Below are 26601 nucleotides of genomic sequence, written 5' to 3' on the forward strand. Positions count from 1 at the left end.
GCGGAGCGAGCTGCCTCAATCCATCAAAGGCAATTGGACCCTCGCCACCAGTCCCGAGCCCTTGCGATTGCTCAAGGTCAGTTCGCCGCCCTGTTCTCGCACGATCGCCCGGGCCGCCGAGAGGCCAAGCCCGACGCCGCCGGTTTCGCGGTTGCGCGAGGTTTCGAGGCGGAAGAACGGGTCGAACACCCGTTGCAGCGCGTCTTCGGGAATACCCGGGCCTTCGTCGCAGATTTCGATGCAGATCGAGTGCGCGTTGCGGCTGAGTGCGATGCGCGGGCGTTCGCCGTATTTCACGGCGTTTTCCAGCAGGTTGACGATCACCCGCTTCAGGCTCAGCGGTCGGCCGTCGTAGACCAGGTGGGCCGGGCCGTTGAAGTCGATGAGGACGTGCTGGTCGCGATAGTCGTCGAGGATGGTTTGCAGCAATTCGGACAGATCGAACGCCGTGGGTTGCTCGAGCTGTGTACCTTCGCGGAAAAACGCCAGGGCGGCGTTGATCATCGATTGCATCTCTTCGATGTCGCGAATCAGTTTCTGCTGATGATCCAGGTCTTCCATGAATTCGCTGCGCAGGCGCATCCGGGTCAGAGGCGCGCGCAAATCATGGGAGATGGACGCGAGCATATGCGTGCGCTCACCGATGAAATGCTGGATCTGCGCCTGCATCGCGTTGAAGGCGATGATGGCCTGGCGGATTTCATGGGGCCCTTCGATCTCGATGGGCGGTGCGTTCAGGTCGACGCCAAAACGCCTGGCGGCCCCGGCAAAGCGTTGCAGCGGATTGGCCAGTTGGCGGGTGGCGATCCAGGCAACCAGCAACGTGGCGATCAGGCCGAGAGAGGCAATCACCGCGATCCGGGCGTTCAGGGTCAGGCCCCAGCTACGCTCCGGCGGCGTGAAGGACAGCCAGCTGCCATCGGTCAAAGGGATGAGGGCGACATAGTGAGCCTGCGCACTGCCGGCCGGCCAGTCGTCAGGATTGAACACTTCGACTTCCCGATGACTGCCCAGCAATTGCTCCAGCGCCGGAATTTTCGAGGTCTCGACCGCGGCGCCGTCCCCGGGGAAATTGAATGAGGCGCGCTGTGCATTCCACACCACTTCAAGCGTCGGGGTGCTGGCGGCGCTCGCCAGCTGCGGGCGCAATGGCGCGGGCGCCGCTTCGATCACTCGTGTGGTCGCCGCAATTCGTTCCAAAAGGCCGGTGCGTTCGATGGGCGGACGGGCCCAGATGCCCGCCACCTGCACGAACAGGGCATTGAGGAGCAGTGAGGCGAGCATCGCCGCGACAATCGTCAGGGCGATCCGGCGACTGAGGGTGTCGCGCGGCAGGATTCGACCGATCATGAGCGGCTGACCTTGGCCGTGAACATGTAGCCGCCATTGCGCACGGTGCGGATCAGGTCCGGGCGTTTGCTGTCCGGTTCGATCTTGCGCCGCAAGCGGCTGACCTGCACATCGATGCTGCGATCAAAGGCGTCGTGGCCCTGGCCGTGGGTCAGGTCGATCAGTTGCTCGCGGGTCAGGATCCGTTGCGGATGTTCGAGAAAGACCAGCAGCAGATCGAATTCCCCGCCGGACATCGGAATCATCACGCCCTCGGGTGAGCGCAGCTCGCGGCAGGTAATGTCCAGGTGCCAACCGGCGAAGGTCATCACCGGGCGTGCAGGCTCGCTGGTGCGGTGGCCATGCTCGCCGGCGCGGCGTTGCAGCGCACGCACCCGGGCCAGCAATTCCTGGGGTGCGAAGGGCTTGGTCAGGTAATCGTCGGCCCCCAGTTCCAGACCGACAATCCGGTCACTCAATTCAGCCATGGCTGTCAGCATGATGATCGGGATCCCCATCTGCGCGCGGATTTTCTGGCACAGGCTCAAACCGCCTTCACCCGGCAGCATCAGGTCGAGAATGATCGTGTCCGGCCGCGCCCGGTCAATGGCCGCCCACATGGCCTGGCCATCCGTTACCACCTCGACTTCGTAGGCGTGCTGAACGAAGAACTTCTTCAGCAGGGACAGAATTTCTACGTCGTCATCGACGATCAGCAGTCTGCTCACGTTTGCAGGATCCATGAATCAAAAGAGGGCATCTAAAACCATTTTGATCGCGGGGTCATTTATTTCAATCCAGCAACATTCCTTCCGGGCGGACATCAGCCGGACATCCTCGGGCAAAAAAACTCGGGCACTCTGCCGGCATTCCATCCAAGGGGGTTCATATGAAGGATATGAAAAGCGCTTATTCGACTCAGGAGCATGGTGCCGTGCGCCCGCTGATCCTGACCCAGCGCACCACTAGCAGCGTGTTCAACGCGCCGATCTTCTTCCAGGAAACCTGCCTGGGAATCGCTCCGGACCAGAGCCAACTCGTCATGCGCCGCTACTTCGAGCGCTTCAGTCCGGCCGACAGTCATTGGGTGGAATACATCCACTCCATCCCCACGACCGAATTCATCCACTGGATCATGACCCACGGCCAGTTGCGCATCGAGTGTTCTGAAAACACGCCGTTCGGCCAGATTCAGACCGCAGGGGAAGCGCATTGATGAGAAACCGTCATTCGCTGGTGCTGTTGTTGGCAGCGACTTTGAGCCTGTCGGCCTGCAGCAGCAAAAAAGTCGAACCGGACATGTATTCCGGGTTTCTCAACGACTACAGCATGTTGAAGGAGCAGCAGACGCCCTCGGGGCAGACGATTCTGAGCTGGGTCAGCCCGGCGTTATCGACTGGGCGTTACACCCGGGTTTATCTGGCGCCGAGCCAGTTCTATCCGCAGGTTCAACCCACGGGGCGAATTCCGCAGAGTACGTTGTCCGGTGTGACCCGCTACTACGACGCAGCCCTCCGGCAGGAACTGGGCAAAACGCTGCCGCTGGCCTCCGGGCCCGGCCCGAACACACTGGTTGTGCGACCCGCGATCACGCAAGTCGCCACCAGCACTCAGGGTCTGCGGTACTACGAATGGCTGCCGATCACGCTGGTTGCGGCCGGCGTGAGCACCGCTGCCGGCATTCGTGATCAGGACAGTGAAATCGCCACGGAAGTGTCGATCGAGGACGGATCCACCGGTGAGGTGGTGGCGAAAGTCGTGCGCAAGGGCACGGGCGTGCCATTGGAAAACGACAAACAGGTGATGACCGCCGAGAACGTCAAAGGCGTGCTCGACGGTTGGGCCAGCGATCTGAGCCAAACCTGTGTCGCCGCGCGCAAGGTGACCGCGCGGTGACAGCCGCTACGTCACAGCGCCGCTTTTACCTGTAGGCCCACAACCAGTGCATTGTCGATGTCCTGACCGGAGAACGCGCCCGGCTCGATGATGTACTGCAGGTTCGGACGCAGGGTCAGCCATGGCGTGGCTTGATAACCGTAACCGAGCTCGATCAGTTGTTCGGCGCCGTCGATATTGGAGAGCGGCGTGCCGTTGGCCAGTGCGGCGTCTTGTTGCACGTCGCGGCTGCGTGGGTTCTGTACGGCGCGGCCGTAGCCCAGGGCGACGGTGTCACGCGGGCGGCCTTCGAACGGTTTGTACAGGACCACCCCGGCGCCATACCACTTGCTGAACGGCGAAGCCGCTTCGCTGGCCGCCGAGTATTGACCGAAAGCGTGCAGGCTGCGGCCTTCGGAGGTTGGCGAGCTCCACACGGCCTGATCGATCAGCAGGTAGTGGCCGCCACGACCGGACACTTCCTTGTCGCTGCCGATGCGTTTCACGTCGGAGCTGTCGTAGTAATAACCGAGTTTGTACTCGCTAGGCAGGGTGCCGGCATGTTTGTAGACCAGTTCGACCGGCACCACGGTGCCGGTGGTGTGTTTCGGTCCGAGGTGCCAGGCGCGGCTGGAGTTGCCGTTGCTTTCGGGATCGACGTTGAACGCCGCCACGCGCAGTTGCCATTCCGGCGAAAGGTCGTATTTCACCCGCACACCCAGGTGCGCGTTGGGGTAGTTGGTCCAGCCGCTGCCGCCGGACATGTTCAGCGGATGGCCGCAGAAACCGGCGTTCATGAAGTTGCAGAGAATGCCGCTGTCGAGGCCGCCGAGGTCATTGCCCATGGCCATGTAGCCGAGTTTGACGTTCAGCGCCGGGGTGAACAGGGTGCGCTCGTAACTCAGTTCGGTGAGGCGGGTGTAGAGCCCGCCGTAGTTTTCCTGGATCGGCAGACGGTTGCCGACCAGATCTTCCGAGGCGCTGTTGCCGCGCCGGTCGTTGATGGTGAGTTGGACCTTGCCGGCGTTGTCGACGCCATAGATTTTGCTCAGATCAAATTGCGCGCCGAGCTTGATGTTCTGTGAGTAACGGGCGGAGCGATGCAAACCGCCATCGGCGTTGTAGGCGGTTTCGCCGGTGTAGTCGCCGGTGAACTTGACGCCGTCTTCGTCGAGCTGGTGGCGCAGGCCGCCCCAGTCGCCGGTCAGGGTGTTGCGGGTGAACACGTTCGAATCGGTGTCAGCGAAAGCGGGCAGGGCGGTGCTGCAGGCAAGAGCGAGCAGTACGCCAGTGTGGGAAAAACGAACAACGAATGACATTGCTGAAATCCAGAGCCAGGAACATGAAACGGCGCGACACCCGAAGGTGCCGCGCGCAGTGAAATGAAGGAGGGCGCAGCGGTTTACGGCAGGGCGTACGCCATGACGTAGTCACCACGATCAGTCGACTGACGGGCGCCACCGGCGGTGATGACCACGTACTGCTTGCCGGTTTTCGGCGACACGTACGTCATCGGGCCGCCCTGGCTGCCGACCGGCAGACGGGCTTTCCAGATTTCTTCACCGTTGCCGCTGTTGTAGGCGCGCAGGTAGAAGTCCTGGGTGCCGGCGATGAAGATCAGGCCACCCTGGGTCGACAGGGTGCCGCCGAGGGTCGGCAGACCGATCTTGATCGGCAGGTGCATGCGGATGCCCAGTGGACCGGTGTCTTCAACAGTGCCGACCGGAACCTGCCAGGCGACTTTCTGGGTCTTCATGTCGATCGCGGTCAGGGTGCCGAACGGCGGTGCCTGGCACGGAATGCCGGCCACCGACAGGAAGCGGTTCTTGTTCACCGCGTATGGCGTGCCTTTCAGCGGAACGGCGCCCATGCCGGTGTTCAGCGCTTCGCCACCGGAGGTTGCCTGACCTTTGTTCTGCGACGGAATCATCTGAATCCACAGACCCAGACGCATGTCGTTGACGAAGATGAAACCGTGCACCGGGTCAGTGGAGATGCTGCCCCAGTTCATGCCGCCCAGCGAACCCGGGAAGCTCAGGGATTTGTCGGTGCCCGGCGCGGTGTACAGGCCTTCGTAACGCATCGACTTGAAATCGATCCGGCACAGCAGCTGGTCGTACGGGGTGGCGCCCCACATGTCCGACTCGGTCAGGTGCTGGGCACCGATCTGCGGCATGCCCACCGATTTTGGCTGGGTAGGCGAGTAAGGTTCGTTCGGAATGTTCGACGCCTTGACCGGTACTTCTTTGACTTCGGTCAGTGGTTTGCCGGTGGCGCGATCCAGTACGTAGATCTGCCCGGCCTTGGTGCCGATCACCAGCGCCGGTACGGTTTTGCCGTCCTTGGTGAAGTCGATCAGGCTTGGCTGCATCGGCAGGTCGAAGTCCCAGAGGTCGTTGTGCACGGTCTGGTAGACCCACTTTTCTTCGCCGCTGTTGGCGTCCAGCGCCAGGATCGAAGCACCGTAGGTGTGGTCGAGCTTGTTGCGTTCAACACCGTAGATGTCGGTCGACGAACTGCCCATTGGCAAGAACACGGTGTTGGTTGCCGGGTCGTAAGACATCGGCGCCCAGCTGTTCGGCGTGCTGCGAACATAGGTCTTGCCATCGGCCGGGGCCTTTTTATCCTGCGGGTTGCCCGGGTCGAAAGCCCAGCGCATTGCACCGGTCATCACGTCGAAACCACGGATCACGCCGCCCGGCATGTCGGTCTGCACGTTGTCTGCCACGCGACCGCCAACGACCACGGTGGTGCCGGCCATCAGAGGGGCGGAGGACAGTTGATAGTAGCTGTCCGGGACATCACCCAGACCGGCCTTCAGATCAACCTGGCCGTTGTTGCCGAAGCCCTGGCAGAACTCGCCGGTGTCGGCATCGACCGCGATCAGGCGGGCGTCGATGGTGTTGGTCAGCAGACGGCGGGTGCAGTTGGCGGCAGGAGCGGCCGGGGTTTCGGTGACTGGCGAGCTGGCCGGTTTGGCAACGGCTGCGCTGGCATCGAAGTAGGCCATGCCACGGCAACGCTGCCAGACTTTGGACTTGGCGTTGATCGCGTTTTTCCAGAGTTCCTTACCGGTGTCGGCATCCAGCGCAATCAGGTTGTTGTGCGGGGTGCAGATGAACACCTTGTTGCCGATCTGCAATGGGGTCAACTGGTCTTCGGCGCCATTGCCATCGCTCTCGGCGATGTCGCCGGTGTGATAGGTCCACGCGACTTTCAGTTTGTCGACGTTGCTGCGGTTGATCTGGTCCAGCGCGGCGAAGCGGCTGCCACCTTCGGTATTGCCGTAGTGCGCCCAGTCTTTCTGCGCCTTTTCCGGCTCGACCGGGGTCAGGCCCGGGCCGGTGCCGGTAGGGGCGACGGTCGGGTGCGCGACGAACATATTGCCGGCAGCCACGGCCAGGCCAACTGCCAGGACAGCGGCAACGCCGTAAGCACCGCGACCCGCAACGCCGCCATTGGCGCGTTTCAGCATCGGGTAGACCAACGCAACTGCCAGACCCACGGCGCTGAACATGAACAGGCGCGAGAACACCGGCCAGAACACCAGGCCTGCGTCGCTCACTGCCCAGATCGCAGTCCCGACCAGAAACGCTGCGAACAGCCAGGCGCCGGCAGGCTTGCGGCGAGCGATCAGCAGACCGGACAGGGCCATGACCAGACCACCCACCAGGAAGTACCAGGAGCCTCCCAGGCTGACCAATTTCACACCGCCAGCCGCCAGTGCCAGGCCGAGCAGGGCGATGATCACCCCGAGCCCGACCAGAATGAATGTTGATATGCCCGAGAGGCGTTGACTCTGCTTCACGTTGAATGTCCCGTTGAAATGAGGCGGGCAGTATATCGTTAGGTAACTACCTAGTTAAATCACTAATTCAGAATGAAAGGGGTTTTTGCGCTCAATGGTGCGACGAATCGACGCTGGCCTTGTCCTCGCGGGTCCTCATGGACAATAGGAACGGTGGAAAAATCTTTTATTTGCCAGCAGATATGGAAGTTATGACAGGTTGATCAAGGCTGATGGTTTCCGCCGAACAGGATCGGCGGAAACGGTATTTGCTGCGGGCGAGAGTAGGGCCTCACCTCATCCAGTGCCTGCTCAAGCGTGCTGACCGTACGCTCGATGTTATGCAGCTTTTCCAGTCCGAACAGGCCGATACGGAAGGTCTGGAAGTCGGCCGGTTCATCGCATTGCAGCGGCACCCCGGCGGCGATCTGCAGGCCGTGGCTGGCAAACTTCTTGCCGTTTTTGATATCGGCATCATCGGTGTAGCTCACCACCACGCCCGGGGCCCGAAACCCGGCAGCGGCCACGCTTTTGAAGCCCTTGCCGGTCAACATTGCGCGCACCCGGTCACCGAGAACCTGTTGTTCGCCGCGGACCTTTTCGAAACCGTAGGCTTGGGTCTCGTTCATTACGTCGTTGAACCGCGCGAGGGAATCACTGGGCATGGTCGCATGGTAGGCATGTCCGCCCTGTTCGTAGGCCTGCATGATCTGCAGCCACTTCTTCAAGTCGCAGGCGAAGCTGCTGCTTTGCGTGTGCTCGATGCGCTCGAGGGCCAAGGCACTGAACATCACCAGAGCGCAGCAAGGGGAGGCGCTCCAGCCTTTCTGCGGTGCGCTGATCAGCAGGTCGACGGCACATTTGTGCATATCAACCCAAAGCGTGCCGGAAGCGATGCAGTCCAGCACGAACAGCCCACCCACCGCATGCACGGCGTCGCCGACGGCCCGCAGGTATTCGTCGGGCAGGATAATCCCTGAAGAAGTTTCAACGTGGGGTGCAAAGACAATCTGCGGCTTGTGCGTGTCAATGGCTGCCAGGACTTCGTCCAGAGGCGGCGGGGCGTAGGCAGCCTGGCGTCCCGTTTCGACTGGTCGGGCTTTCAGCACCGTAGTAGCCGCCGGGATGTTGCCCGTCTCAAGGATCTGGCTCCAGCGATAACTGAACCAGCCGTTGCGTATCACCAGGCATTGCTGGCCGGTGGCGAACTGTCGCGCCACCGCTTCCATGCCGAAGGTGCCGCTGCCCGGAACCACCGCAACCGCCTCGGCGTTGTAGACCTGCTTCAGGGTCCTGGAAATGTTCTTCATCACGCCTTGAAATGACTGCGACATGTGGTTGAGCGAGCGGTCGGTGTAGACCACGGAGTACTCGACCAATCCCTCAGGATCGATACTGGGGTATAGCTTTGACATGGGGTGACTCCTTCTGTGATTCCCTGGCAGTCAAAAGGTCTGGCGAACATCATCGGGAAGCAAGTTTAGGCAAAGGGCAGGGATGAGCTGAGTGAAATGCAGAAATGAGGATAGAGTGGTCATCAATGCCTCAATCGTTGTGTGAAAAATGAATCGTCCGCTGTTTGTTTCTCTGGATGGGCCAAAAGGAACCGGCAAAACCACATTACTGGAAGCGGTGACGGCAGTACTGAGGGCCGACAACAAGAAAGTCATCCGGCTTTGCGAGAGAAAAAGCGATCCGCACCGGGGTGCCACCATGGCCCTCGTCAATGAACTCGCCAGAAATCACTCCCGGGATCTGGAGTGGGCGGTGTGTCAGCGCTTTGCTGATAGCCGGAGCTGGATCTCCCGGCACGTGCTGACGGAACAACCGCCGGGCAGCATTATCCTGATCGATCGCTGGTATCCGTCGGACGCCGCGTTTCGCCATACCGTCCCGTTTGCGGAGATTCTCCGGTTGAATATCGAGCGAAACGTGCAGGTGCCTGACCTGCATGTCGGCGTCGTCACCGCGCCGGATATTTCATGGGCCAGGGCAAAGGCACGATCCAGAGGACTGGGCGGTACTGTGATCCAGAGGCACGCTGAACATGTCGCGTGTACGGAGATGTTCGAGCAAGCGGCTGCCGATCACGGCTGGGTTTTGTGCCGTAATGAAGGCACGATCGAAGACGCCACTATGCAGGTGGTTTCCGAGATCCATAAATTGTTTGGCTGATCAAGAAAGACGCCGAACAGCCAGCACCCCATTCAAAAACATTTGTTCAAGCGTCCGCGCCGAATCCGCATGGGCCGCACGCCCGCGCAGTTCGGCATCCACCAGCCCGTAGACCAGCGATATGAACAACTCGGTGAAGATCGCCGCAGTGATATCGATGCGAAACAATCCTGCCTGTTGGCCTCGCAAAAAGAACCTGTCCAGCGCCTCCAGATAAAACAGCCAGCGCCTGCCCCCCTGTTCCAGGTCGAGGAAGTCAGGGCGGTATTGCGCCATCAGAAAGGCCAGCAGCTCGCGGTGGGCGAGGTGTTCGCGAATCAATCGGCGCAGCGCCTCCAGCGGTTCCAGATGCTGCAGGCCGGCGTTGTCGATGATCAGCTTCAGCGTGCCCTCGGCGTGCTCTTCCAGTTTGGCCGTCAGGTTTTCCCGTGTTCCGCAGTAGCGGTGCAGGGTGGCCTTGCTCACGCCTGCCTGTTGCGCCAGTTCCTTCATCGTCGCCCGCGGCCGGTTGGCCACGGCCAGGGTCAGCGACTTGAGCAGCTGTTCATCATGGGAAATCGAGTTCATCAGAGGCCTTGAGCGGTGTTCATATAAGATTCACAAAATACTCACATGAGACATTATTGACTCATTAGGATTTGAAACGTAGCATTCGCGCCAAATTCGATCAAGCCTTGGGTGAGTTATGGGCAATTTGCGTGCGGTAGGAATGGCGGGGTCGCTGGCAGTCGCCATTGCATTGGCCGGGTGTGGACCGGCAAGTGAACAGGCGGCGGTGGCGGAAGTGGCGCGCCCGGTAGAAGTGGTGGCAGTGAAGACCGAGCCTTTGGCGCTGACGTCGGAGCTGCCGGGCAGGGTGGAACCGATGCGCATCGCGGAAGTACGCGCTCGGGTGCCGGGCATCGTAATGCAGAAGCGTTTTGAAGAAGGCGCGGATGTGAAGGCCGGGGATCTGTTGTTCCAGATCGATCCGGCACCGCTCAAAGCCGCGTTGTCGCGAGCTGAAGGTGAACTGGCTCGCGCCCAGTCCGTTGCGCTTGAGGCGCAGGCCCGGGTCAAACGTTATGAACCGTTGGTGAAGATCGAAGCGGTCAGCCAGCAGGATTTCGACAGCGCCATGGCGGATCTGCGCAGCGCTCAGGCAGCTACGCGTTCGGCCCAGGCCGATCTGCAAAGTGCCCGGCTGAACCTCGGTTATGCCTCGGTGACGGCACCGATTTCCGGCCGCGTCGGCCGTGCGCTGGTCACCGAAGGCGCCTTGGTCGGGCAGGGGGACGCGACGTTGATGGCGCGGATTCAGCAACTGGATCCGGTCTACGTCGACTTCACCCAATCGGCTGCCGACGCGCTGCGTCTGCGCGAATCGCTCAAGGACGGAAAGCTCTCCGCCGACGACAACAAGGCGCTGTCGATTCGTGTCGATGGCACTAACTACGAGCGTCAGGGTGCGCTGATGTTTACCGATGTCGCGGTGGATCGCGGCACCGGGCAGGTGTCGTTGCGCGGCAAATTCGCCAATACCGACGGCGTGCTGTTGCCGGGCATGTATGTCCGCGTGCGCACGCCACAGGGCACCGACAGCCAGGCCATTCTCGTGCCGCAACGCTCGGTGCAACGGGGCAGCGATGGTTCTGCACAGGTAATGGTGGTCGGCGCGGACGAGCGGGTCGAAGCGCGCAGTGTGGTCACCGGCGCCATGCAGGGTTCGCGCTGGCAGATCAGTGAAGGCCTGAAAGCGGGCGATCAAGTGATCGTCGGTGGTCTTGCCGGACTGCAACCGGGGGCCAAGGTCGTACCGGGTCAGTCTCAGGCCGTGGCTCAGTCGTCCGAGTCGAAACAATAAGGGCGCCGTCGCCGCGAGGATTTCCCGATGTCCAAGTTTTTCATCAAACGCCCGAACTTTGCCTGGGTGGTGGCGCTGTTCATCTCTCTGGCCGGCCTGCTGGTCATCCCGATGCTGCCGGTGGCGCAGTATCCCGACGTTGCGCCGCCGCAGATCAAAGTGACGGCAACCTATCCCGGTGCCTCGGCGAAAGTGCTGGTGGACTCGGTCACCAGCGTGATCGAAGAGTCGCTCAACGGTGCCAAGAACCTGCTGTATTTCGAGTCGACCAACAACTCCAACGGTATCGCCGAAATTGCGGTGACATTCCAGCCGGGCACTGATCCGCAGCTCGCTCAGGTCGACGTGCAAAACCGCCTGAAAAAGGCTGAGTCGCGCATGCCGCAAGCCGTGCTGACCCAGGGTCTGGAAGTGGAGCAGGCGAGCGCCGGTTTCCTGCTGATCTATGCGCTCAACTATAAGGAAGGCTCCCAACACACCGACACGACCGCGCTGGGCGACTACGCCGCGCGCAACATCAACAACGAACTGCGCCGGGTGCCGGGCGTCGGCAAGCTGCAATTCTTCTCATCCGAAGCTGCGATGCGCATCTGGCTCGACCCGCAGAAACTGGTGGGTTACGGCCTGTCCATCGACGACGTGAGCACCGCGATTCGCGGGCAGAACGTGCAGGTGCCGGCCGGCAGCTTCGGCAGCACGCCGAGCAGCAGCCAGCAGGAACTGACCGCGACCCTGGCGGTGAAAGGCACGCTGGATAATCCGCAAGAGTTCGCACGTATTGTCCTGCGTGCCAACGAGGACGGCTCGACGGTCAAGCTGGGCGACGTCGCCCGCGTGGAGGTCGGCCAGGAAAGCTACAACTTCAACTCGCGCCTGAACGGCAAACCGGCCGTGGCCGCAGCAATCCAGTTGTCCCCCGGCGCCAACGCAATCCAGACCGCAACCGCCGTCAAGGAACGCCTGGCCGAACTGTCGGCGTACTTCCCGGACGACGTGGAATACTCCGTTCCCTACGACACCTCGCGTTTCGTCGACGTCGCCATCGAGAAGGTGATTCACACCCTGATCGAGGCGATGGTGCTGGTATTCCTGGTGATGTTCCTGTTCCTGCAGAACATCCGCTACACGCTGATTCCGTCGATCGTGGTGCCGGTGTGCCTGCTCGGCACGCTGGTGATGATGTACCTGCTGGGCTTCTCGGTGAACATGATGACCATGTTCGGCATGGTCCTCGCCATCGGCATTCTGGTGGACGACGCCATCGTGGTGGTGGAGAACGTCGAACGGATCATGGCCGAAGAAGGGTTGTCGCCGGTCGATGCCACGATCAAGGCCATGGGGCAGGTATCCGGTGCGATCATCGGTATCACCCTGGTGCTCTCGGCAGTGTTCATGCCGCTGGCGTTCATGTCCGGTTCGGTGGGGGTGATCTATCAGCAGTTCTCGGTGTCGCTGGCGGTGTCGATCCTGTTCTCGGGCTTCCTCGCGCTGACGTTCACCCCGGCCCTGTGTGCCACGCTGCTCAAGCCGATTCCGCAAGGGCACCATGAAAAGCGCGGCTTCTTCGGCGCCTTCAACCGTGGCTTCGCACGGCTCACCGAGCGTTACTCTATCCTCAACAACGGACTGGTCGCCCGTGCCGGCCGCATGATGCTGGTGTACGTCGGCATTATCGCGATGCTCGGTTACTTCTACCTGCGTCTGCCGGAATCCTTTGTGCCCGTGGAAGACCAGGGCTACATGATCGTCGATGTCCAGTTGCCGCCGGGCGCAACCCGTACCCGTACCGAAGCGACCGGCGAACAGCTTGAGCGCTATCTCGCCTCCCGTGACGCGGTGCAGTCGATGTTCCTGGTCTCGGGTTTCAGCTTCTCCGGGATGGGCGATAACGCGGCGCTGGCATTCCCGGTGTTCAAGGACTGGTCGCTGCGCGGCGAAGATCAATCGGCGATGGCCGAGGTCATGGCGCTGAACGAACAATTTGCCGTGACCAACGACGGTGCCGTGATGGCGGTGCCGCCGCCACCGATTGATGGCTTGGGTAACTCCGGTGGTTTTGCGTTGCGTCTGCAGGATCGTGCCGGCCTTGGTCGCGAAGCCTTGCTCGCCGCCCGTGACCAGGTGCTCGGTCAGGCCAACGGCAACCCGAAAATCCTCTACGCCATGATGGAAGGTCTGGCCGAATCGCCACAATTGCGAGTGGTGATTGACCGTGACAAGGCGCGCACCCTGGGCGTGAGTTTCGAGTCCATCAGCAGTGCGTTGTCCGCCGCATTCGGCTCCGAAGTGATCAACGACTTCACCAACTCTGGCCGTCAGCAACGTGTAGTGGTGCAGGCCGAGCAGGGCGACCGGATGACCCCGGAAAGCGTGCTCAAACTGTACGTGCACAACAGCGCCGGCAATCTGGTGCCGCTGAGCGCTTTCGTCACCACGCACTGGGAGGAAGGCCCGGTGCAGTTGGTGCGCTACAACGGTTATCCGTCGATCCGCATTGTCGGTGACGCCGGGCCGGGCTACAGCACCGGTGAAGCCATGGCGGAAATGGAGCGAATCGCCGCGCAATTGCCGGCAGGGTTCAGCTACGAGTGGACGGGGCTGTCGTATCAGGAAAAGGTCTCCAGCGGTCAGGCGACGCAACTGTTCGCGTTGGCGATCCTTGTGGTGTTCCTGTTGTTGGTGGCGCTCTACGAGAGCTGGGCGATTCCGTTGACAGTGATGCTGATCGTGCCGATTGGTGCCATCGGTGCGGTACTCGCGGTGATGGTCGCCGGCATGCCCAACGACGTGTACTTCAAGGTCGGCCTGATCACCATCATCGGTTTGGCGGCGAAGAACGCGATCCTTATCGTCGAGTTCGCCAAGGAACTGTGGGAGAAGGGATACAGCCTGCGCGATGCAGCCATCGAGGCCGCGCGCCTGCGCTTCCGCCCGATCGTCATGACCTCCATGGCGTTCATTCTCGGTGTGGTGCCGCTGGCACTGGCCACCGGGGCAGGGGCGGCGAGTCAGCGTGCAATCGGTACCGGTGTGATTGGCGGGATGCTCAGCGCGACATTGCTGGGCGTGCTGTTCGTACCGATCTGTTTTGTCTGGGTGCTGTCGCGGTTGCGCAGCAAACCCGCGCCTGTCGAACAACCCGCTTTGGCTCAGGAGTGATTCCATGCGTATTTCAGCATTCTCTACGCTGGTGATCGCCATGCTGTTGGGCGGTTGCTCGCTGGCACCGACTTATGAGCGTCCTGTTGCGCCGGTTGCCGAGCATTGGGCGGGAGAGACGACGAAGCAGGGCAGTCCGATCAATCAACTGGCGTGGCAGACGTTTATCGTCGATCCCGAGCTGCGCCGCCTGGTGGTAATCGCGCTGGACAACAACCGCTCACTGCGCCAGACGCTTCTGGACATCGAACAGGCCCGGGCGCAGTACCGCATTCAGCGGGCCGACCGGGTGCCGGGCTTGAATGCCGGCGCCTCCGGCAATCGTCAGCGCCTGCCGGCGGATCTGGCCAGCAATGGCCAGGCGGGAGTTGCCAGCAGTTATCAGGTCGGCGTGTCGCTGCCTGAATACGAACTGGATCTGTTCGGCCGGGTAAAGAGCCTCACTGACTCTGCGTTGCAGGAGTATCTGGCGACTGAAGAGGCGGCCCGCGCCGCACAGATCGCCCTGATCGCCGAAGTCAGCCAGGCTTATCTGATTCACGATGGTGCCCAGCGTCGTCTGGAGCTGACTCAGCAAACGCTGATCAGCCGCGAATACTCGTTCGCGCTGATCAGCCAGCGCCGCTCGAACGGCACGGCCACTGCACTGGACTATCAGGAAGCGTTAGGGCTGGTAGAGCAATCCCGCGCCGAACAGGAAAGCAATCTGCGGCAGAAACAGCAGGCCTTCAACGCGCTGGTGTTGTTGCTCGGCACCAAGGATGCGGCGAAGTCGATTCCCGAGAGACTGTCGACGGAGCCGATGCTGGTTCAGGACATTGCGCCTGACACCACCTCCACCTTGATCGAGCGCCGACCGGACATCCTCGCCGCCGAGCATCGATTGCAGGCGCGCAATGCCGACATCGGCGCTGCTCGGGCGGCGTTCTTTCCGCGCATCAGCCTGACCGGCAGCTTCGGCACGTCCAGCGCGCAGATGTCCGGTTTGTTCGACGGAGGCTCGCGGTCCTGGAGTTTTGTGCCGAACCTGTCGCTGCCGTTGTTCGATGCCGGGCGCAACAGTGCCGGCCTGAGCCTGGCGGAAGCGCGCAAGGACTCGGCGGTGGCAGCTTATGAGGGCACGATTCAGACGGCGTTTCGCGAGGTCGCCGATGCATTGGCCGCCACCGACACCCTGCGCCGGGAAGAGGCGGCCCGACGCGCATTGGCCAACACCAGCAGCGAAACCCTGAAACTGGCCAAGGCGCGTTATGAAGGTGGCATCGACAGTCACCTGCGCTACCTCGATGCCCAGCGCACCAGTTTCGTCAACGAAACGGCGTTTATCGAAGTCAGCACCCAGCGGCAGATTGCCCTGGTCGATCTGTTCCGCTCGCTGGGCGGAGGCTGGTCGCCGGACAAGTCCTGACAGGAGCTCCTTCGGGTTGGCGCATCCAACCCTTTAGCCCCGTGAATCGAAAGATCACGGGGCTTTTTTGCAGGGTGAAATGCTATTGAGGACGGGCAGGATTGGCAGCGCCATGCAGGAACATCTGTTCCACGACGTTGGCCGAGTTGGCACTGGCGGCACGCCCACGGCGTTCGGCATCGACCATGGCGAAGATCATGGTCAGGAACAGCTCGGTGAAGACCGCCGCCGTGATATCGATACGGAACGCGCCCAATTGCTGGCCGCGCAGAAAAAAGGCATCGAGGGCATCGAGGTAAAACTGCCAGCGCTTGCCTTCATCGGTGTCGGTGAACGTGTCCGGGCGATACTGAAAGAGCAGAAACACCAGCATTTCACGATGTACCAGATGCTCATTCACCAAGCCGCGCAGGGCTTGCACCGGATCGCCATTCAACAGGTCGGTTGTGGTGGTGATCTGGTTCAGAACGGTCTCACCGTGGCTTTCCATGATCTGCACCAGATTGTCACGGGTGCCGCAGAAGCGGTGCAGCGTCGCCTTGCTGACGCCGGCGGCTTCAGCCAGTTCCTTGAGCGTCGCGCGTGGACGATCAACGATGGCCAGGGCCAGTGCCTTGATGAGTCGTTCGTCTTGGGGAGTCAGGGACATCAGTGGGTCTCGGAGCGAATTTCAATGCGTGGGATTGTGCAGGAAAAGGCCCGTACCCGACCAGTTGAAATTCCCCCGGAACCGCGGCCTGCCTGAGTTTTCGTAGAGTTCTCGCTATTTCGGCGCAGGCTTTGTCATGTCCGCCAGGGTGCACCTTCGGCAAATGCGCTCTCGATCCAGTCCTTGAACGCCGTAGTTGTCGCCGTGTTGAACCGCGCCGACGGCCGCACGAAATATACCCCCGCATCGGTATCCAGCTGCCATTCGGGAAGCACCCGCACCAGACGTCCCTCGCGCAGGTCTTTGGTCATCAGCCAGTCACCACCGGCCAGAATCCCCACCCCCATGCGAGCGGCACACAGCTGTGCTTCATTGTCGTTGCTCACCAGACGGCTGGGCACCCGAATGGCGATTTTCTCCCCGGCACGTGTCAGTTTCCACTCGGGGTACGAATGCAAACCGGTGAATCCCAGACAATGATGGGCAGCGAGATCTGCCGGAGTTTTCGGTTCGCCGTGCTGTTGAAGGTAGGAGGGCGCGGCACACAGGATCCGGCGGTGATCGCAAAGTTTTTTCGCCACCAGTCGATTGTCTGCCAGCTCGCCGATACGGATCGCTGCGTCGAAGCCCTCAGCGACGATATCGACGAAGCGCTCGGCGTATTCAACTTCGAGCGCCACATTTGAATGTGCCAGGGCGAAGGCTGAAACGATGTCGCCCAACCACAGCCGTCCCATGGCAGCCGGCAGAGCAATGCGCAAACGCCCGCGAATTTCGGCAGCGCCCTCGCGGGCATCCTGCTCCGCTTCGGCGATCAGACTGACCGCATGCCCGAACCGGGCCACCAGACGTTGCCCTTCATCAGTGAAGCGCAATTGCCGGGTAGTACGCTCGACCAGCCGTACCCCCAGTCGTGACTCCAGAGCGCCAAGGCGTTTCGAAAGCACCGAGGGATGGCGCTGCAACATTCGACCCGCTGCTGCAAACGAGCCGTGCTCGGACAGGGCCAGCAGGGTGGCGACCTCATCAGCCTGACGGCTATCGAACAGATCCATGCAGCGGCAACCCTCGTGAATGACGCGGTAAAAAACTCAAGGCACCAGCACAACTGCACCCGATAGACCGCCCCGGTGCAAGTCGGCGTGGGCCTGGGCGGCCTCCGACAGCGGATAACGACGCCCGACCTTGGGCCGGATGATACCGGCGTCAATGGCTTGCAACACGTCTTTTGCGCGCTGCTGGTATTCCTCCGGCGTAGCGGTGTGGGCGGCAAGGGAGGGTCGGGTCAGGAACAGCGAACCCTTGGCATTCAGAGTACTGATCTCCACCGGCATCGGCGCGCCCGACGACATGCCGAACGACACCAGCAATCCGCGCGGGCGCAGGCAATTCAACGACGCCTCGAAAGACACCCGGCCAATCGGGTCGTACACGACATCCACTTTCCTGCCCCGCGTGATGTCGGTCACCGTTTCGGCCAGCGTCGCTGCATTGAACACCAGCACTTCATCACACCCCGCCAACCTGGCTTGCTCAACACTTTCAGCGCGGGACACCACCCCTATCACAAACGCCCCCAAATGCCTGGCCCACGGCACCATGAGTTGCCCCAGTGCACCTGCCGCGCCGTAGATCAGCACCGTCGAACCCGGCCCGACGGGGTAAGTGGACTTGAGCAAATACTGCGCGGTGATGCCCTTGAACAACGAGGCTGCAGCGTCCTCGAAGCTCAGGCTGTCGGGGATCTTCACCAGCCGATTGGCCGGATAGAGGCGGGCGCCGGCATAAGCCCCGATGGGGCCCGTGGCATAGGCGACCCGGTCGCCGACCACCACATTCGTCACATCGGCCCCTGTTGCCACGACGCGCCCGGCACCTTCAAGCCCCAAACCGGAAGGCAGCGCCAACGGCACAGCACCGGAACGTTGGCTCAAATCGAGCGGATTGACACCAATGGCGAACTGCTCCAGCCAGACCTCGTCGGGGCCAGGTGCCCGCACCTCGGTGTGCTCGAACTGAATGATCCGAGGCTCACCGGTTTGGTTGATGACGGCGGTGGTGACCATGTTGAACGCTCCCTTGAATTGATTGTGGGGAGAGTTTAAGCGCGTGCACGGGAAGCACTAGTAGGGATGGTTGCAGTTCATACGTGCACACTGTGCAGCAACGGGCAAAGGTTTCGTGATTTGAATCGATACCCAACGCCTCGACTCAATCCACCGACCGCCATTGATTGAATACATCCAATGCGCGCGAGGTCTGCAATAATGACCACCATTGCGGCGCGAGGGCATGTCGAGTGCTCGTGTCGGTATCCGGCATTTTGATTTGGAGGATTCCATGCGTGACATCATTGATGGCTTTCTGCGTTTCCAGCGCGAGGTCTATCCGCAACGTGTCGAGCTTTTCAAGCAGCTCGCAACAGAACAGAACCCCAAGGCGTTGTTCGTCACCTGCTCGGACAGCCGTGTAGTACCTGAACTCCTGACACAGCGCGAACCGGGCGAGCTGTTCGTGATCCGCAACGCCGGCAACATCGTGCCGTCGTACGGTCCTGAACCGGGTGGCGTTTCGGCCACCGTCGAATATGCGGTTGCCGTGCTCGGTGTAAAGGACATCGTCATCTGCGGCCACTCGGATTGCGGGGCGATGGGCGCGATTTCACGCTGCACCTGTCTGGATCACCTTCCGGCCGTAGCCAACTGGCTTCGCCACTCGGACGCCGCGAAAGCGATCAACGCCGCGCATGAATTCGATACGCCACGTGACAAGCTCGATGGCCTCGTGCGTGAAAACGTGATCGCACAACTGGCGAACCTGCGCACTCACCCATCGGTGGCACTGGCGCTCGAGCAGGGGCGTTTGAACCTGCATGGCTGGGTCTATGACATCGAGGCGGGCTGCATCGATGCGCTGGATGGCGCCACTCGCCGCTTCATCAAACTTTCCGATTCACCGACCACCGTTGCCGTCGCTGCGCGCAACGTTGACCAGGTGTAACGCCGACGGACGAGTCAGGACGGAGATCGCTTCGTCCTGTCGTTCGGACTCGGGGCGTTTTTGATTCCGGATATGTTTTTCTTCAATCCGATCACCTGTTGATCGAGCCTGCGCCGAAGTTTTTGCCGTACTGGTTTTCGTGAACGGCTGTAGAAGCAGCCATCGACTGCTTCTACAGCCACCGACCGCTTACGCCACTTCGACGTGATCCAGCGCCTGATTCACCGCCAACCGGGCGACCATCACCACCTGCGCAATCCCCAACGCCGTCTTGCGATGCGAGGGTTCGAGCGTGGACGCAAAGTTATTCAACATCTCGGTGGCCGAACCCAGGGATTCGCTGGCATTGGCCAACAGGGATTCAGTGTTGTACTTGGGGTTGGCCCGGAACATCGGCTCGGGATCGACGCAGCACGACATCACCCGGGAAGACGGGGAGAGGTAGTGATCCAGAGCACGCTCGGCGGCGTCGTGGAATTTCTTCGAATCGGGAAATTCGTAAGGGGAGGTTGGGTCGGTTTCGGGTGGGTTGGGTGTTGGTTTGATCATGGATGTATCTCCTGGAAAGCTATCTAGGAGCCATCAACCTTCGCTACCAAACGTTGGGTGGTGGCCATGCTCAGGTTGGTAGACCGGTCCAGGAACCCGGCGCTTCCGAAGAAGCCCTGCGCAGGCCACCATAAAAATGCAGAGACGAGAACGATCCCTGCAAAAAGGTGGCGCTATGCGCCTGGAAATACCGGGCTACCAAACCCGATCACTGTTTTTCAGTGACCCCAGAACGATAAAACCCGCATGCCAGACGCACAAGCCGGCGGATTCTGGCGTAGTCGTAGGCAATGACGCAAGGCGTTGTAGCCTTGGGGAAGTTACGGCAGGTTGCTTTAAACGTGGCTGTGTAAAACGCTGATTACTGACATGAGTACCGTCAGTCAGCCCTCCGATCAAGGTGGGACTCGAGACCAAGTTGCACGTTGCGAATGTCCGCTATCGGCCAAAAGCTGCCGTTCATTAGCTACTCTAAAAGCCGAGGAAGTTAAAAAATTAATCTTGACCAGTATCGATAATTGAACATGTGTTTACTCTCGGAGGAGAGGCTTAACTTTGCTACCTAGAGCTACCTCTTCCATCTCTGGGAGATTCTGAATTAGGTCTGACAACACATCGACAATTGCATATGCCTTCTTGTGAATCTCATCAAGCTCTGCCACGGTGAAAGAAACAAAGCTTCTATTGTATTTGCTCCCCATAGGAATGCCGCCAGAAAAATTTGTGCCGAAAATCTCTTCATCACTGCTTCGTGACCAGCAAAAATGTGCAAATTTGTTCCTGTCTGCTCTGAGTGGAGTAATTTCATTATTCAAGTCTAAGATTTTTTTGATCTGCTCCTCGCTTATCATCTGATAGCCATATCGATAGTTGTGTATTTTTCAAGCTTCATTTATAGCATCTTGACGCGCTGCTCCGGACAATCGATCCGTGTAAGTACGAGCCAAAAACTCTGGTGTTACCAATAATCGAGATAGCAATACACCTAGTAGGAACTCAATATTAGACCATTCAACAGTCAGCCTGCCAATGGCTTGAAAGTGTTCGTTACTGAGTTCGGCGTATTGCGATGAGTGATTTAGCGGCATTATGTCTCCGAAAAGTTTAACTGCTTTAAGTGGGTGCGTTTTGATAGCTCGTCGCCTCATGTTATTGGCGACTATGTAAGCTTTCGCTCCATTTATGAAGGAGTGCGTGGCACAAGTATCAAATTGGACGTCGATAAAGGTTAAGGATAGCAGAGCTACACCTGTTTTCCATTAGCCTATCAGACCGCTGCTTCTTGCCGAACGTAGACTTAGGAAGGGGTCAGGTGCAGGAAGTATCGCAGAACGCTGTTTGGAGGCTTTATGCTCGATGCAATCGAGAAGCGAGCTAAAAAGTTGAATTTGATTATTCCTTTCTCATCTAATCTTTCTCACTAATTCTCGCGTAGTTATTAACTTTACCATGCCATGTGATATGGCCCGAAAAGAAAAGAAAAAAGCGCTAAAAGAATTGAGTATTAGCAGGATGGGTATGAGGAATACCAGTAGTAGACAGGTAGTCGATTCACTGGTTCGCAAATTTATACTTAATTGTGAAATTACGGTTGCGATAATTGCGCCGCTTGCTAAGCCTAGCGCGAACAAAACCGTTGCCTGAAGCGCTCTCTCAGCAGCGTATAAGGATCGACGCTGAGCGGGTCCGGGCTGAAGCGCCCTTGACCTATTGTACAATAGAGCGGAAAAGCCAAACAAAATCGCGAGGGTCGGAAAGCATAGCGTTGCAAGGTATAGAAACTCACTACGAACAAGGTAGTGGTAAATTAATGAAAAAAATATTGTCGCGCCCAACGACCAGATCAGAAAGAAAAATAGTTTAATCAATTGCCGAGCTATTAAATTTACAGCGCGATTCAGCATGTGAGCATTCCTACTTGTTGAGTATGCCTGAATCGATTCACAAGCGATTTAGGCATACTCAATGTGAAGAATTCTAAAAAATATGAATTCCGAGATTTTTATTAATTCAATTGGTAGTGTAAGAGCTATATTTAGGGTGTCATACCACGTCCTGAGATTTCTTTGTTGAATCTATCGATAAGCTCGGTCTCGGGCAAGTTGAAATCATTCATCAGCTTGTAGTAGTTCGACACCGCGAGGTCAAGCAAATTTAAAGTTTCACTAGCAGGGTCAAAGCACACGTCATCATCACCTGATTTGTTAAGGTGTTTCGTCCGGTTTTTTGCGTAGTTCATGATCGCCTCTATCTCCCTCGCAGATGATTCCTTTCCCCCACTTAAAAATCTAGAAATTCTTACCGCGCCATCCCTGAGGGCCTTGTAGGAGGAATCCTCACCCAACCGGGTGACGTAAACACCAAGAATCTCTTCTGCAGCACCTGCTAAGTGCAGCGCTGCAAAATAGTATTTTCCCTCAAAATAAGTTGCCAATGCCCGATCCAACAGCTCGGCAGCAACTAAAAGCTTCTGTGTAGGCTCGCGCATTGTTTGACTCCTAAACTGCACATATGCATGGTTCGTAAAGTCTAGTCTAGCCAAAGTTCAAAATGCCAAGCTAGCTGCAGACATCACTGGGACGAATTTCGACCACCTTCCTGAGAAGTCTTCGCGGTAGCTAGTACCCCTAAAGCAAATAATAGAATCCTAGCTCTGTCGGATGTCATCCACCAGGCGAAAGCCCAGTGTTACGTATGGCAGCTTTTGGCCGAAAGCCGCCAGTAGTGGAAGTCGTATTTCGGCCCAAGGCTGAATCAACATAGACAAATTGGTGTTCACCCTCTAAGGAATATTGAAGATTGATATTTTATTTATTGCAGCATGAAGTGTTTTTTTTCTATCTCCTCTGTGGCTGCGAGAAAATAGCTTTTTGCAAAAGTCGCTTTCCGGCAGCTGTGAGTATTCATTATCACTCATTAATAAAGCCTTTATCCACCTCAAGCTAAAGTGAAGCTCATGCGGAAACTTCTCTTCATCTGACTCGTCATAATTGAGAATCGCATATACCTCTGAGTAAGAAATAACTCCCTTACTTAATTCAGAGAATAACTTAGGGTGTGTGACTTTAATAACGCAGAGCGCAACGAAAAGCCCAATAATCTCGTCGTTGGGTATGCGACCCGACATAGATGTAAGGACGTAGTTACTATAAGCTCTCTCCATCTGCCTCAATGTCATACTTAGCTGATCACCCAGTGCGGCCATTAAAACACTTACATCTTCTTTGTGAGCGACGTCATGTACATCAGCTAAAAAATCACAATATATAGATACGGTACTTTTGTCGCTATATCCTTTGAGAGGTAGCTCCGCCTCAATCGTAAAGAATTTTTGCAAGTATGTGTGCGCATCTATGTTGGTGCCATATGTTGCGCGAATCGACTCTTGCAGCTGTACTTTATTGACCACCAATACAAATGTAATATTTTTTACAGAAAACATATGCTTGATTTTTTCAAGCATTTCTACGGCAAATGACGGGCGACATCTGTCCAGTTCGTCAATAATGATAATTAGGGAATTATTGCCGCTCTGCTCTAATAGAGCCGGAATAGTTGAAAGGTAACTTTTAAAATTAATTATCGATGCGCATTCTTTTTTGTGATTTATAAGTCTCGCCTTTATGTACTCTTCTGCGCTTTTACTAATGTCAACACCTGCTCCTTCAACTGCCTTGTCCAAATCCTTAAAGTCATCCCCACTAATCAATCCCGCAGTTGCGGCTCTGATTCCGACTTTTGTACCGATTGAAAGAAGGTGTGCGCCCACATGCTTCGCTTTGTCTAAAAAAACTTCAGTTTTGTCTTTTGGTATTTTTTGGTGCACATAATCAGTGATGGCACCAGCTACAACCAAGAATGCATCGTCTACGTAGTCTGAAGCGAAGGCATCAATATAGATGTTAGGAACGTTGCTCTCATCTAATAGTGTTTGCCAAGCTCTAACGAATGATGTTTTACCTTCACCCCAGTGACCGTTGAGACTGATCACTAATGGGTCATTTGTTTTGCGAACCAAATTGGTGAGTGATTGGGCAAAGGGCTTTCTATTGAAGAGGTCTTTTCCGAAGCCTGTTGTATTTATATTTTCATATTGCGGTATGTAAAAGTTCATTCGTAATTCCTTGTGTGTCACTCATTCATTTGATCAGCATATGCGGAGTTCGTGTTTTACTTAATTTGCACCGATTTTTTGGAAAATCCTCTGAAATTGCAGGGATGTGCACTGGCCGGGTGGAGGCGCGGAGCTAATTGAACATAGGACGGAATTATTCGTAACGCGGCAAATCAGCCGGCGCGGAATTCACCCTTGGCTTTCACCGCTGGTTTACCCAGCACGTACCACACAAACGTTCTGCCGCTGTCGTCACCATTGCCACCAGATGTTACTGCCAGGAGCTTCCAGCCATCGGCCAAGCGTTTGTTGGCAATCTCGGCACCAACTACTTGTACTACTTCTGTCGCTTCACTCATTTGCATCGGCCTTGCTCCTTTTTACCTATGCCGCTCCAGAATGGACCAGCGGGGGGGAGGGGGCATTTTTACTTGGTCTGTCGACGATAATGGGTCACAAATATGCGGTTGCGTCCAACGTCAAATCTGCCGACGCCTTCGCACACTTGACCATTGACTGTCACCCATACCTGATTGAAGTCGGCCAGCCCCTCCAGAGGCTCATGCAAGGTAATGATTAATTGCCGATCACGGCCGCTCTGTGCCTCCTCTATCGTCACATCAACATCCGTGTAGCGCTGGCTCGGTTCTTCGCTTTGGGGTCTGCCGATAATGGCGTAAGCGAGCTTTAAATCTACAATCGTTCTCATGAGAATTCCTTTCCGATGTCGTTACCGTGGGTCAAGTGTAGTAAAACCGATTCTTCAGCAGCGCATAAATTTTAATTTTGCAAACACTCATAGGAAAAATCTAATGCCTTTGCTGCATCGATATGAATCACTCCTGCTGAAAAAAAGCGTGTGCCTATCGCAGCCTTACGCGAATCGCATGAGTCAATGCCTAGCGTTGCGACTTCAATATCTCTCATCACGCAGACTCATCAATAAATTTTCAGTGTTAGATGAGATAGCTTTGCTCGAAAAAACACCAACAAGTCGCTTTACGGGAACAAAAGCAGCTGAAAAGTTTAGAGGCCCCATTTTAGGGCGCTTTTGGCACAAGCATTACTTCGGCGCGAACCATTTGCCTCAGAATTTTTTGAATAAATGGTTTGGCGATTACGCAGAAAAAAATGGGTTACTGAGAACTAAGCTGCATGAAGTTTTGAGGACGGACGAAGATGATACAGATATCGAAAAGTATTGGATGGCTATGGCCAATCGTATATCCCATGCACTCGTATATGAAGGATTTGAAGCAAGAAAGAAAAGAGGAGCGTTAACAGGAGAATGGCTAATTTATTATGAGCATGCTGGACTGAATTATTACTTGGATTTGGCTGGCCATCGGGAGTTAGAAAATCAGCAAAAACTTTTTGAACGCTTGATGACTGAATGCGGATGGGAGTTCCCTTTCGCGTTCGAACTGTCGGCTACTAGCAGTTAGGTTCCTCCGATGTAAGCCGCGCTTCGAGGCCGCTAACCATAATAATAAAATCACCGCTTCTAGTGATACATCGTAATTTTCCGCTTATTGCTGTGGTTTCAACCGGTAGCTAGCGAACGTCCGCTTTTGGCAGTAGGCGGTCGCTCGCCGATGTCCGCTTCTGGCCGAAAGCGGACCTTGGCGAATTCCTGCCTCTCAGATTAATTTTTCGAGTAAATAAATCTGTCCCCATTATCAAAAATCCGTCAACGATTTCATTTGAAAAAATGGGACAGATGGGGGGTGAGAAAAACTCTGATCCAACGCCCACTAATGGCCCAGCCTGTGTGAAAACGGCTTCGGTGGGACGTGTCGCCGGTTTGTCAAAAAATGCGGCGCCTTGTAAGCGCTCCCACTTTTGTGCAAGGATTCGTTATGACTAAATTTATTCCAAGCAATCGCCATCATCATCACGGACCTCGCTCAGGGTGCCGCGGTTGCGTACGCTCATCGATTAGTCAGAGTTCGAACCATCGAGTCTGACCTTTCAGTGAACCAAACCAAGGCGCCAATGGCGCCTTTTTTATTGCCTGTAAATTGGAGATTTTGAAAATGACTATGCTTCGTGGAACTCGATTAGTGACTGGGAAAGAAGCTGCAATCATGCGTGAGATAGAAGGCTGTTTTCGGAGCTATCTTCATCGATGCCGGGGCTGAGGAGGCCATAGTTCCTGCGCTATGGGGCCAAGACACTTTTATTGAGAAGGCCGGCGGGAGTGAGATTATAGGACAAATGTGGGCCTTCAATGACAAGGCCGGACGTCCTTGTTGCCTCATCCCAGAAGCTACTGCGCTCTTTCAGGAGCGCAACGATGTGCTTCTCGGGTCACGAAAGGAAGCGATGTTTTTCTATGTAGCGCGATGTTACCGGTATGAACGACCCCAATCCGGTCGTTATCGCGAATTCACTCAACTGGGACTCGAAATTCTTAGCCCCACACCTGCACAGGCTTTGGAGCGTAGCCAAACGATCTGCACTGGATTTCTTGATTCGCTGGGATTGGAATATGAACTCAGTCTCGCAGTGAAGCGTGGACTAAGTTATTACCTTGAGGGGAATGGCTTCGAGGTGCGTTGCTCCGTATTGGGCGCACAACAACAAGTTGTCGGCGGCGGTGCGTATCGAGAAGGCGCTGGGTTCGGCATCGGACTTGAACGGTTGGTGCTGGCCTCAGGACTGACTCGGAGTCTGTGATCTTTAAGGCGCCTCCACCAGGAGGCGCTTTCAA

Annotated in this window: 23 protein-coding genes and 1 pseudogene; 9 read left to right on the forward strand and 15 right to left on the reverse strand. The window is 57.3% G+C overall.

The window, feature by feature from the left end:
- Window positions 1-15: 15 nt before the first annotated feature.
- Both AC07NR_RS06785 and AC07NR_RS06790 read right to left on the reverse strand, forming a co-directional pair.
- Window positions 16-1350, reverse strand: coding sequence for an ATP-binding protein (locus AC07NR_RS06785; RefSeq protein ID WP_495078136.1), 1335 nt, complete (start codon window positions 1348-1350; stop codon window positions 16-18).
- Window positions 1347-2072, reverse strand: coding sequence for a response regulator (locus AC07NR_RS06790; RefSeq protein WP_134826812.1), 726 nt, complete (start codon window positions 2070-2072; stop codon window positions 1347-1349). Before AC07NR_RS06790 ends, AC07NR_RS06785 begins: the two co-directional genes overlap by 4 nt.
- 146 nt (window positions 2073-2218) lie before the next feature.
- Between AC07NR_RS06790 and AC07NR_RS06795 the strand changes: the two genes are divergently transcribed.
- On the forward strand, window positions 2219-2545 hold the full coding sequence (locus AC07NR_RS06795) for a hypothetical protein (RefSeq protein ID WP_495078137.1): 327 nt from the start codon (window positions 2219-2221) through the stop codon (window positions 2543-2545).
- Window positions 2545-3225: a DUF3313 domain-containing protein gene (locus AC07NR_RS06800; RefSeq protein WP_495078138.1), complete on the forward strand. Its 681-nt coding sequence runs from the start codon at window positions 2545-2547 to the stop codon at window positions 3223-3225. The genes AC07NR_RS06795 and AC07NR_RS06800 overlap by 1 nt, the downstream gene beginning before the upstream one ends.
- Window positions 3226-3236: 11 nt before the next feature.
- Here the strand turns inward: AC07NR_RS06800 and AC07NR_RS06805 are convergent, their stop codons facing one another.
- The 3 genes and pseudogenes from AC07NR_RS06805 to AC07NR_RS06815 form a co-directional block, all read right to left on the reverse strand.
- Window positions 3237-4523 carry a carbohydrate porin gene (locus tag AC07NR_RS06805; RefSeq protein ID WP_495078139.1) on the reverse strand — a complete coding sequence of 429 codons (1287 nt, stop codon included), beginning with the start codon at window positions 4521-4523 and terminating at the stop codon, window positions 3237-3239.
- Window positions 4524-4606: 83 nt separating this feature from the next.
- Window positions 4607-7012 (reverse strand): glucose/quinate/shikimate family membrane-bound PQQ-dependent dehydrogenase, encoded by a 2406-nt coding sequence (locus AC07NR_RS06810; protein WP_265814453.1) that lies wholly within the window; start codon window positions 7010-7012, stop codon window positions 4607-4609.
- Window positions 7013-7284: 272 nt separating this feature from the next.
- Window positions 7285-8406: pseudogene (locus AC07NR_RS06815) on the reverse strand (aminotransferase class V-fold PLP-dependent enzyme); the annotation flags it as partial.
- Window positions 8407-8554: 148 nt separating this feature from the next.
- Here AC07NR_RS06815 and AC07NR_RS06820 point away from each other — a divergent pair.
- Window positions 8555-9166 (forward strand): dTMP kinase, encoded by a 612-nt coding sequence (locus tag AC07NR_RS06820; protein WP_248739669.1) that lies wholly within the window; start codon window positions 8555-8557, stop codon window positions 9164-9166.
- On the opposite strand, the gene AC07NR_RS06825 is transcribed toward AC07NR_RS06820, so the two are convergent.
- Window positions 9167-9733, reverse strand: coding sequence for a TetR/AcrR family transcriptional regulator (locus AC07NR_RS06825; protein WP_248739670.1), 567 nt, complete (start codon window positions 9731-9733; stop codon window positions 9167-9169).
- 118 nt (window positions 9734-9851) lie between these two features.
- Here AC07NR_RS06825 and AC07NR_RS06830 point away from each other — a divergent pair, with 118 nt between their 5' ends.
- Genes AC07NR_RS06830 through AC07NR_RS06840 form a run of 3 tightly spaced genes read left to right on the forward strand, consistent with a single transcriptional unit; the run spans window position 9852 to window position 15576 of the window.
- Window positions 9852-11009 (forward strand): MexC family multidrug efflux RND transporter periplasmic adaptor subunit, encoded by a 1158-nt coding sequence (locus tag AC07NR_RS06830; RefSeq protein WP_248739671.1) that lies wholly within the window; start codon window positions 9852-9854, stop codon window positions 11007-11009.
- Window positions 11010-11036: 27 nt separating this feature from the next.
- A complete protein-coding gene (locus tag AC07NR_RS06835) occupies window positions 11037-14168 on the forward strand; it encodes a multidrug efflux RND transporter permease subunit (RefSeq protein ID WP_495078140.1) in 3132 nt (1043 codons plus the stop codon).
- A 4-nt stretch (window positions 14169-14172) separates the two neighbouring features.
- Window positions 14173-15576: an efflux transporter outer membrane subunit gene (locus tag AC07NR_RS06840; RefSeq protein WP_305832966.1), complete on the forward strand. Its 1404-nt coding sequence runs from the start codon at window positions 14173-14175 to the stop codon at window positions 15574-15576.
- Between the two features lie 82 nt (window positions 15577-15658).
- Here AC07NR_RS06840 and AC07NR_RS06845 read toward each other — a convergent pair whose 3' ends face one another.
- The 3 genes from AC07NR_RS06845 to AC07NR_RS06855 all read right to left on the reverse strand — a co-directional run bounded on the left by AC07NR_RS06845 (window position 15659) and on the right by AC07NR_RS06855 (window position 18291).
- On the reverse strand, window positions 15659-16225 hold the full coding sequence (locus tag AC07NR_RS06845) for a TetR/AcrR family transcriptional regulator (protein WP_305832965.1): 567 nt from the start codon (window positions 16223-16225) through the stop codon (window positions 15659-15661).
- Window positions 16226-16359: 134 nt separating this feature from the next.
- Window positions 16360-17280 carry a LysR family transcriptional regulator gene (locus AC07NR_RS06850; RefSeq protein ID WP_495078141.1) on the reverse strand — a complete coding sequence of 307 codons (921 nt, stop codon included), beginning with the start codon at window positions 17278-17280 and terminating at the stop codon, window positions 16360-16362.
- Window positions 17281-17316: 36 nt separating this feature from the next.
- Window positions 17317-18291 carry a quinone oxidoreductase family protein gene (locus AC07NR_RS06855; protein WP_495078142.1) on the reverse strand — a complete coding sequence of 325 codons (975 nt, stop codon included), beginning with the start codon at window positions 18289-18291 and terminating at the stop codon, window positions 17317-17319.
- 274 nt (window positions 18292-18565) lie between these two features.
- Here AC07NR_RS06855 and AC07NR_RS06860 point away from each other — a divergent pair, with 274 nt between their 5' ends.
- Complete coding sequence (locus AC07NR_RS06860) at window positions 18566-19225, forward strand: carbonic anhydrase (RefSeq protein WP_085709845.1); 660 nt, start codon at window positions 18566-18568, stop codon at window positions 19223-19225.
- A 189-nt stretch (window positions 19226-19414) separates the two neighbouring features.
- On the opposite strand, the gene AC07NR_RS06865 is transcribed toward AC07NR_RS06860, so the two are convergent.
- From AC07NR_RS06865 to AC07NR_RS06890, 6 genes are all read right to left on the reverse strand, one after another.
- A complete protein-coding gene (locus AC07NR_RS06865) occupies window positions 19415-19774 on the reverse strand; it encodes a DUF6124 family protein (RefSeq protein WP_495078143.1) in 360 nt (119 codons plus the stop codon).
- Window positions 19775-20304: 530 nt separating this feature from the next.
- A complete protein-coding gene (locus AC07NR_RS06870; protein ID WP_495078144.1) occupies window positions 20305-20625 on the reverse strand; it encodes a hypothetical protein in 321 nt (106 codons plus the stop codon).
- Window positions 20626-21809: 1184 nt separating this feature from the next.
- The gene (locus AC07NR_RS06875) at window positions 21810-22262 is read right to left on the reverse strand and encodes a hypothetical protein (protein WP_495078145.1); all 453 of its coding nucleotides are present in this window, start codon (window positions 22260-22262) and stop codon (window positions 21810-21812) included.
- 294 nt (window positions 22263-22556) lie between these two features.
- Window positions 22557-23888, reverse strand: a complete 1332-nt coding sequence (locus AC07NR_RS06880; RefSeq protein WP_495078146.1) for a KAP family P-loop NTPase fold protein — start codon at window positions 23886-23888, stop codon at window positions 22557-22559.
- Between the two features lie 173 nt (window positions 23889-24061).
- Window positions 24062-24253 (reverse strand): hypothetical protein, encoded by a 192-nt coding sequence (locus tag AC07NR_RS06885; RefSeq protein ID WP_495078147.1) that lies wholly within the window; start codon window positions 24251-24253, stop codon window positions 24062-24064.
- Window positions 24254-24315: 62 nt separating this feature from the next.
- Window positions 24316-24597, reverse strand: coding sequence for a hypothetical protein (locus AC07NR_RS06890; protein WP_495078148.1), 282 nt, complete (start codon window positions 24595-24597; stop codon window positions 24316-24318).
- Between the two features lie 103 nt (window positions 24598-24700).
- Between AC07NR_RS06890 and AC07NR_RS06895 the strand changes: the two genes are divergently transcribed.
- Together AC07NR_RS06895 and AC07NR_RS06900 are read left to right on the forward strand one after the other, a co-directional pair.
- Entirely contained in the window at window positions 24701-25333 is a 633-nt protein-coding gene (locus AC07NR_RS06895) for a hypothetical protein (RefSeq protein ID WP_495078149.1), read from the forward strand.
- A gap of 673 nt (window positions 25334-26006) precedes the next feature.
- Window positions 26007-26567: a class-II aminoacyl-tRNA synthetase family protein gene (locus tag AC07NR_RS06900; RefSeq protein ID WP_495078469.1), complete on the forward strand. Its 561-nt coding sequence runs from the start codon at window positions 26007-26009 to the stop codon at window positions 26565-26567.
- Window positions 26568-26601 lie beyond the last annotated feature (34 nt).

It is taken from the genome of Pseudomonas sp. GW821-FHT09C09 (assembly GCF_059418105.1).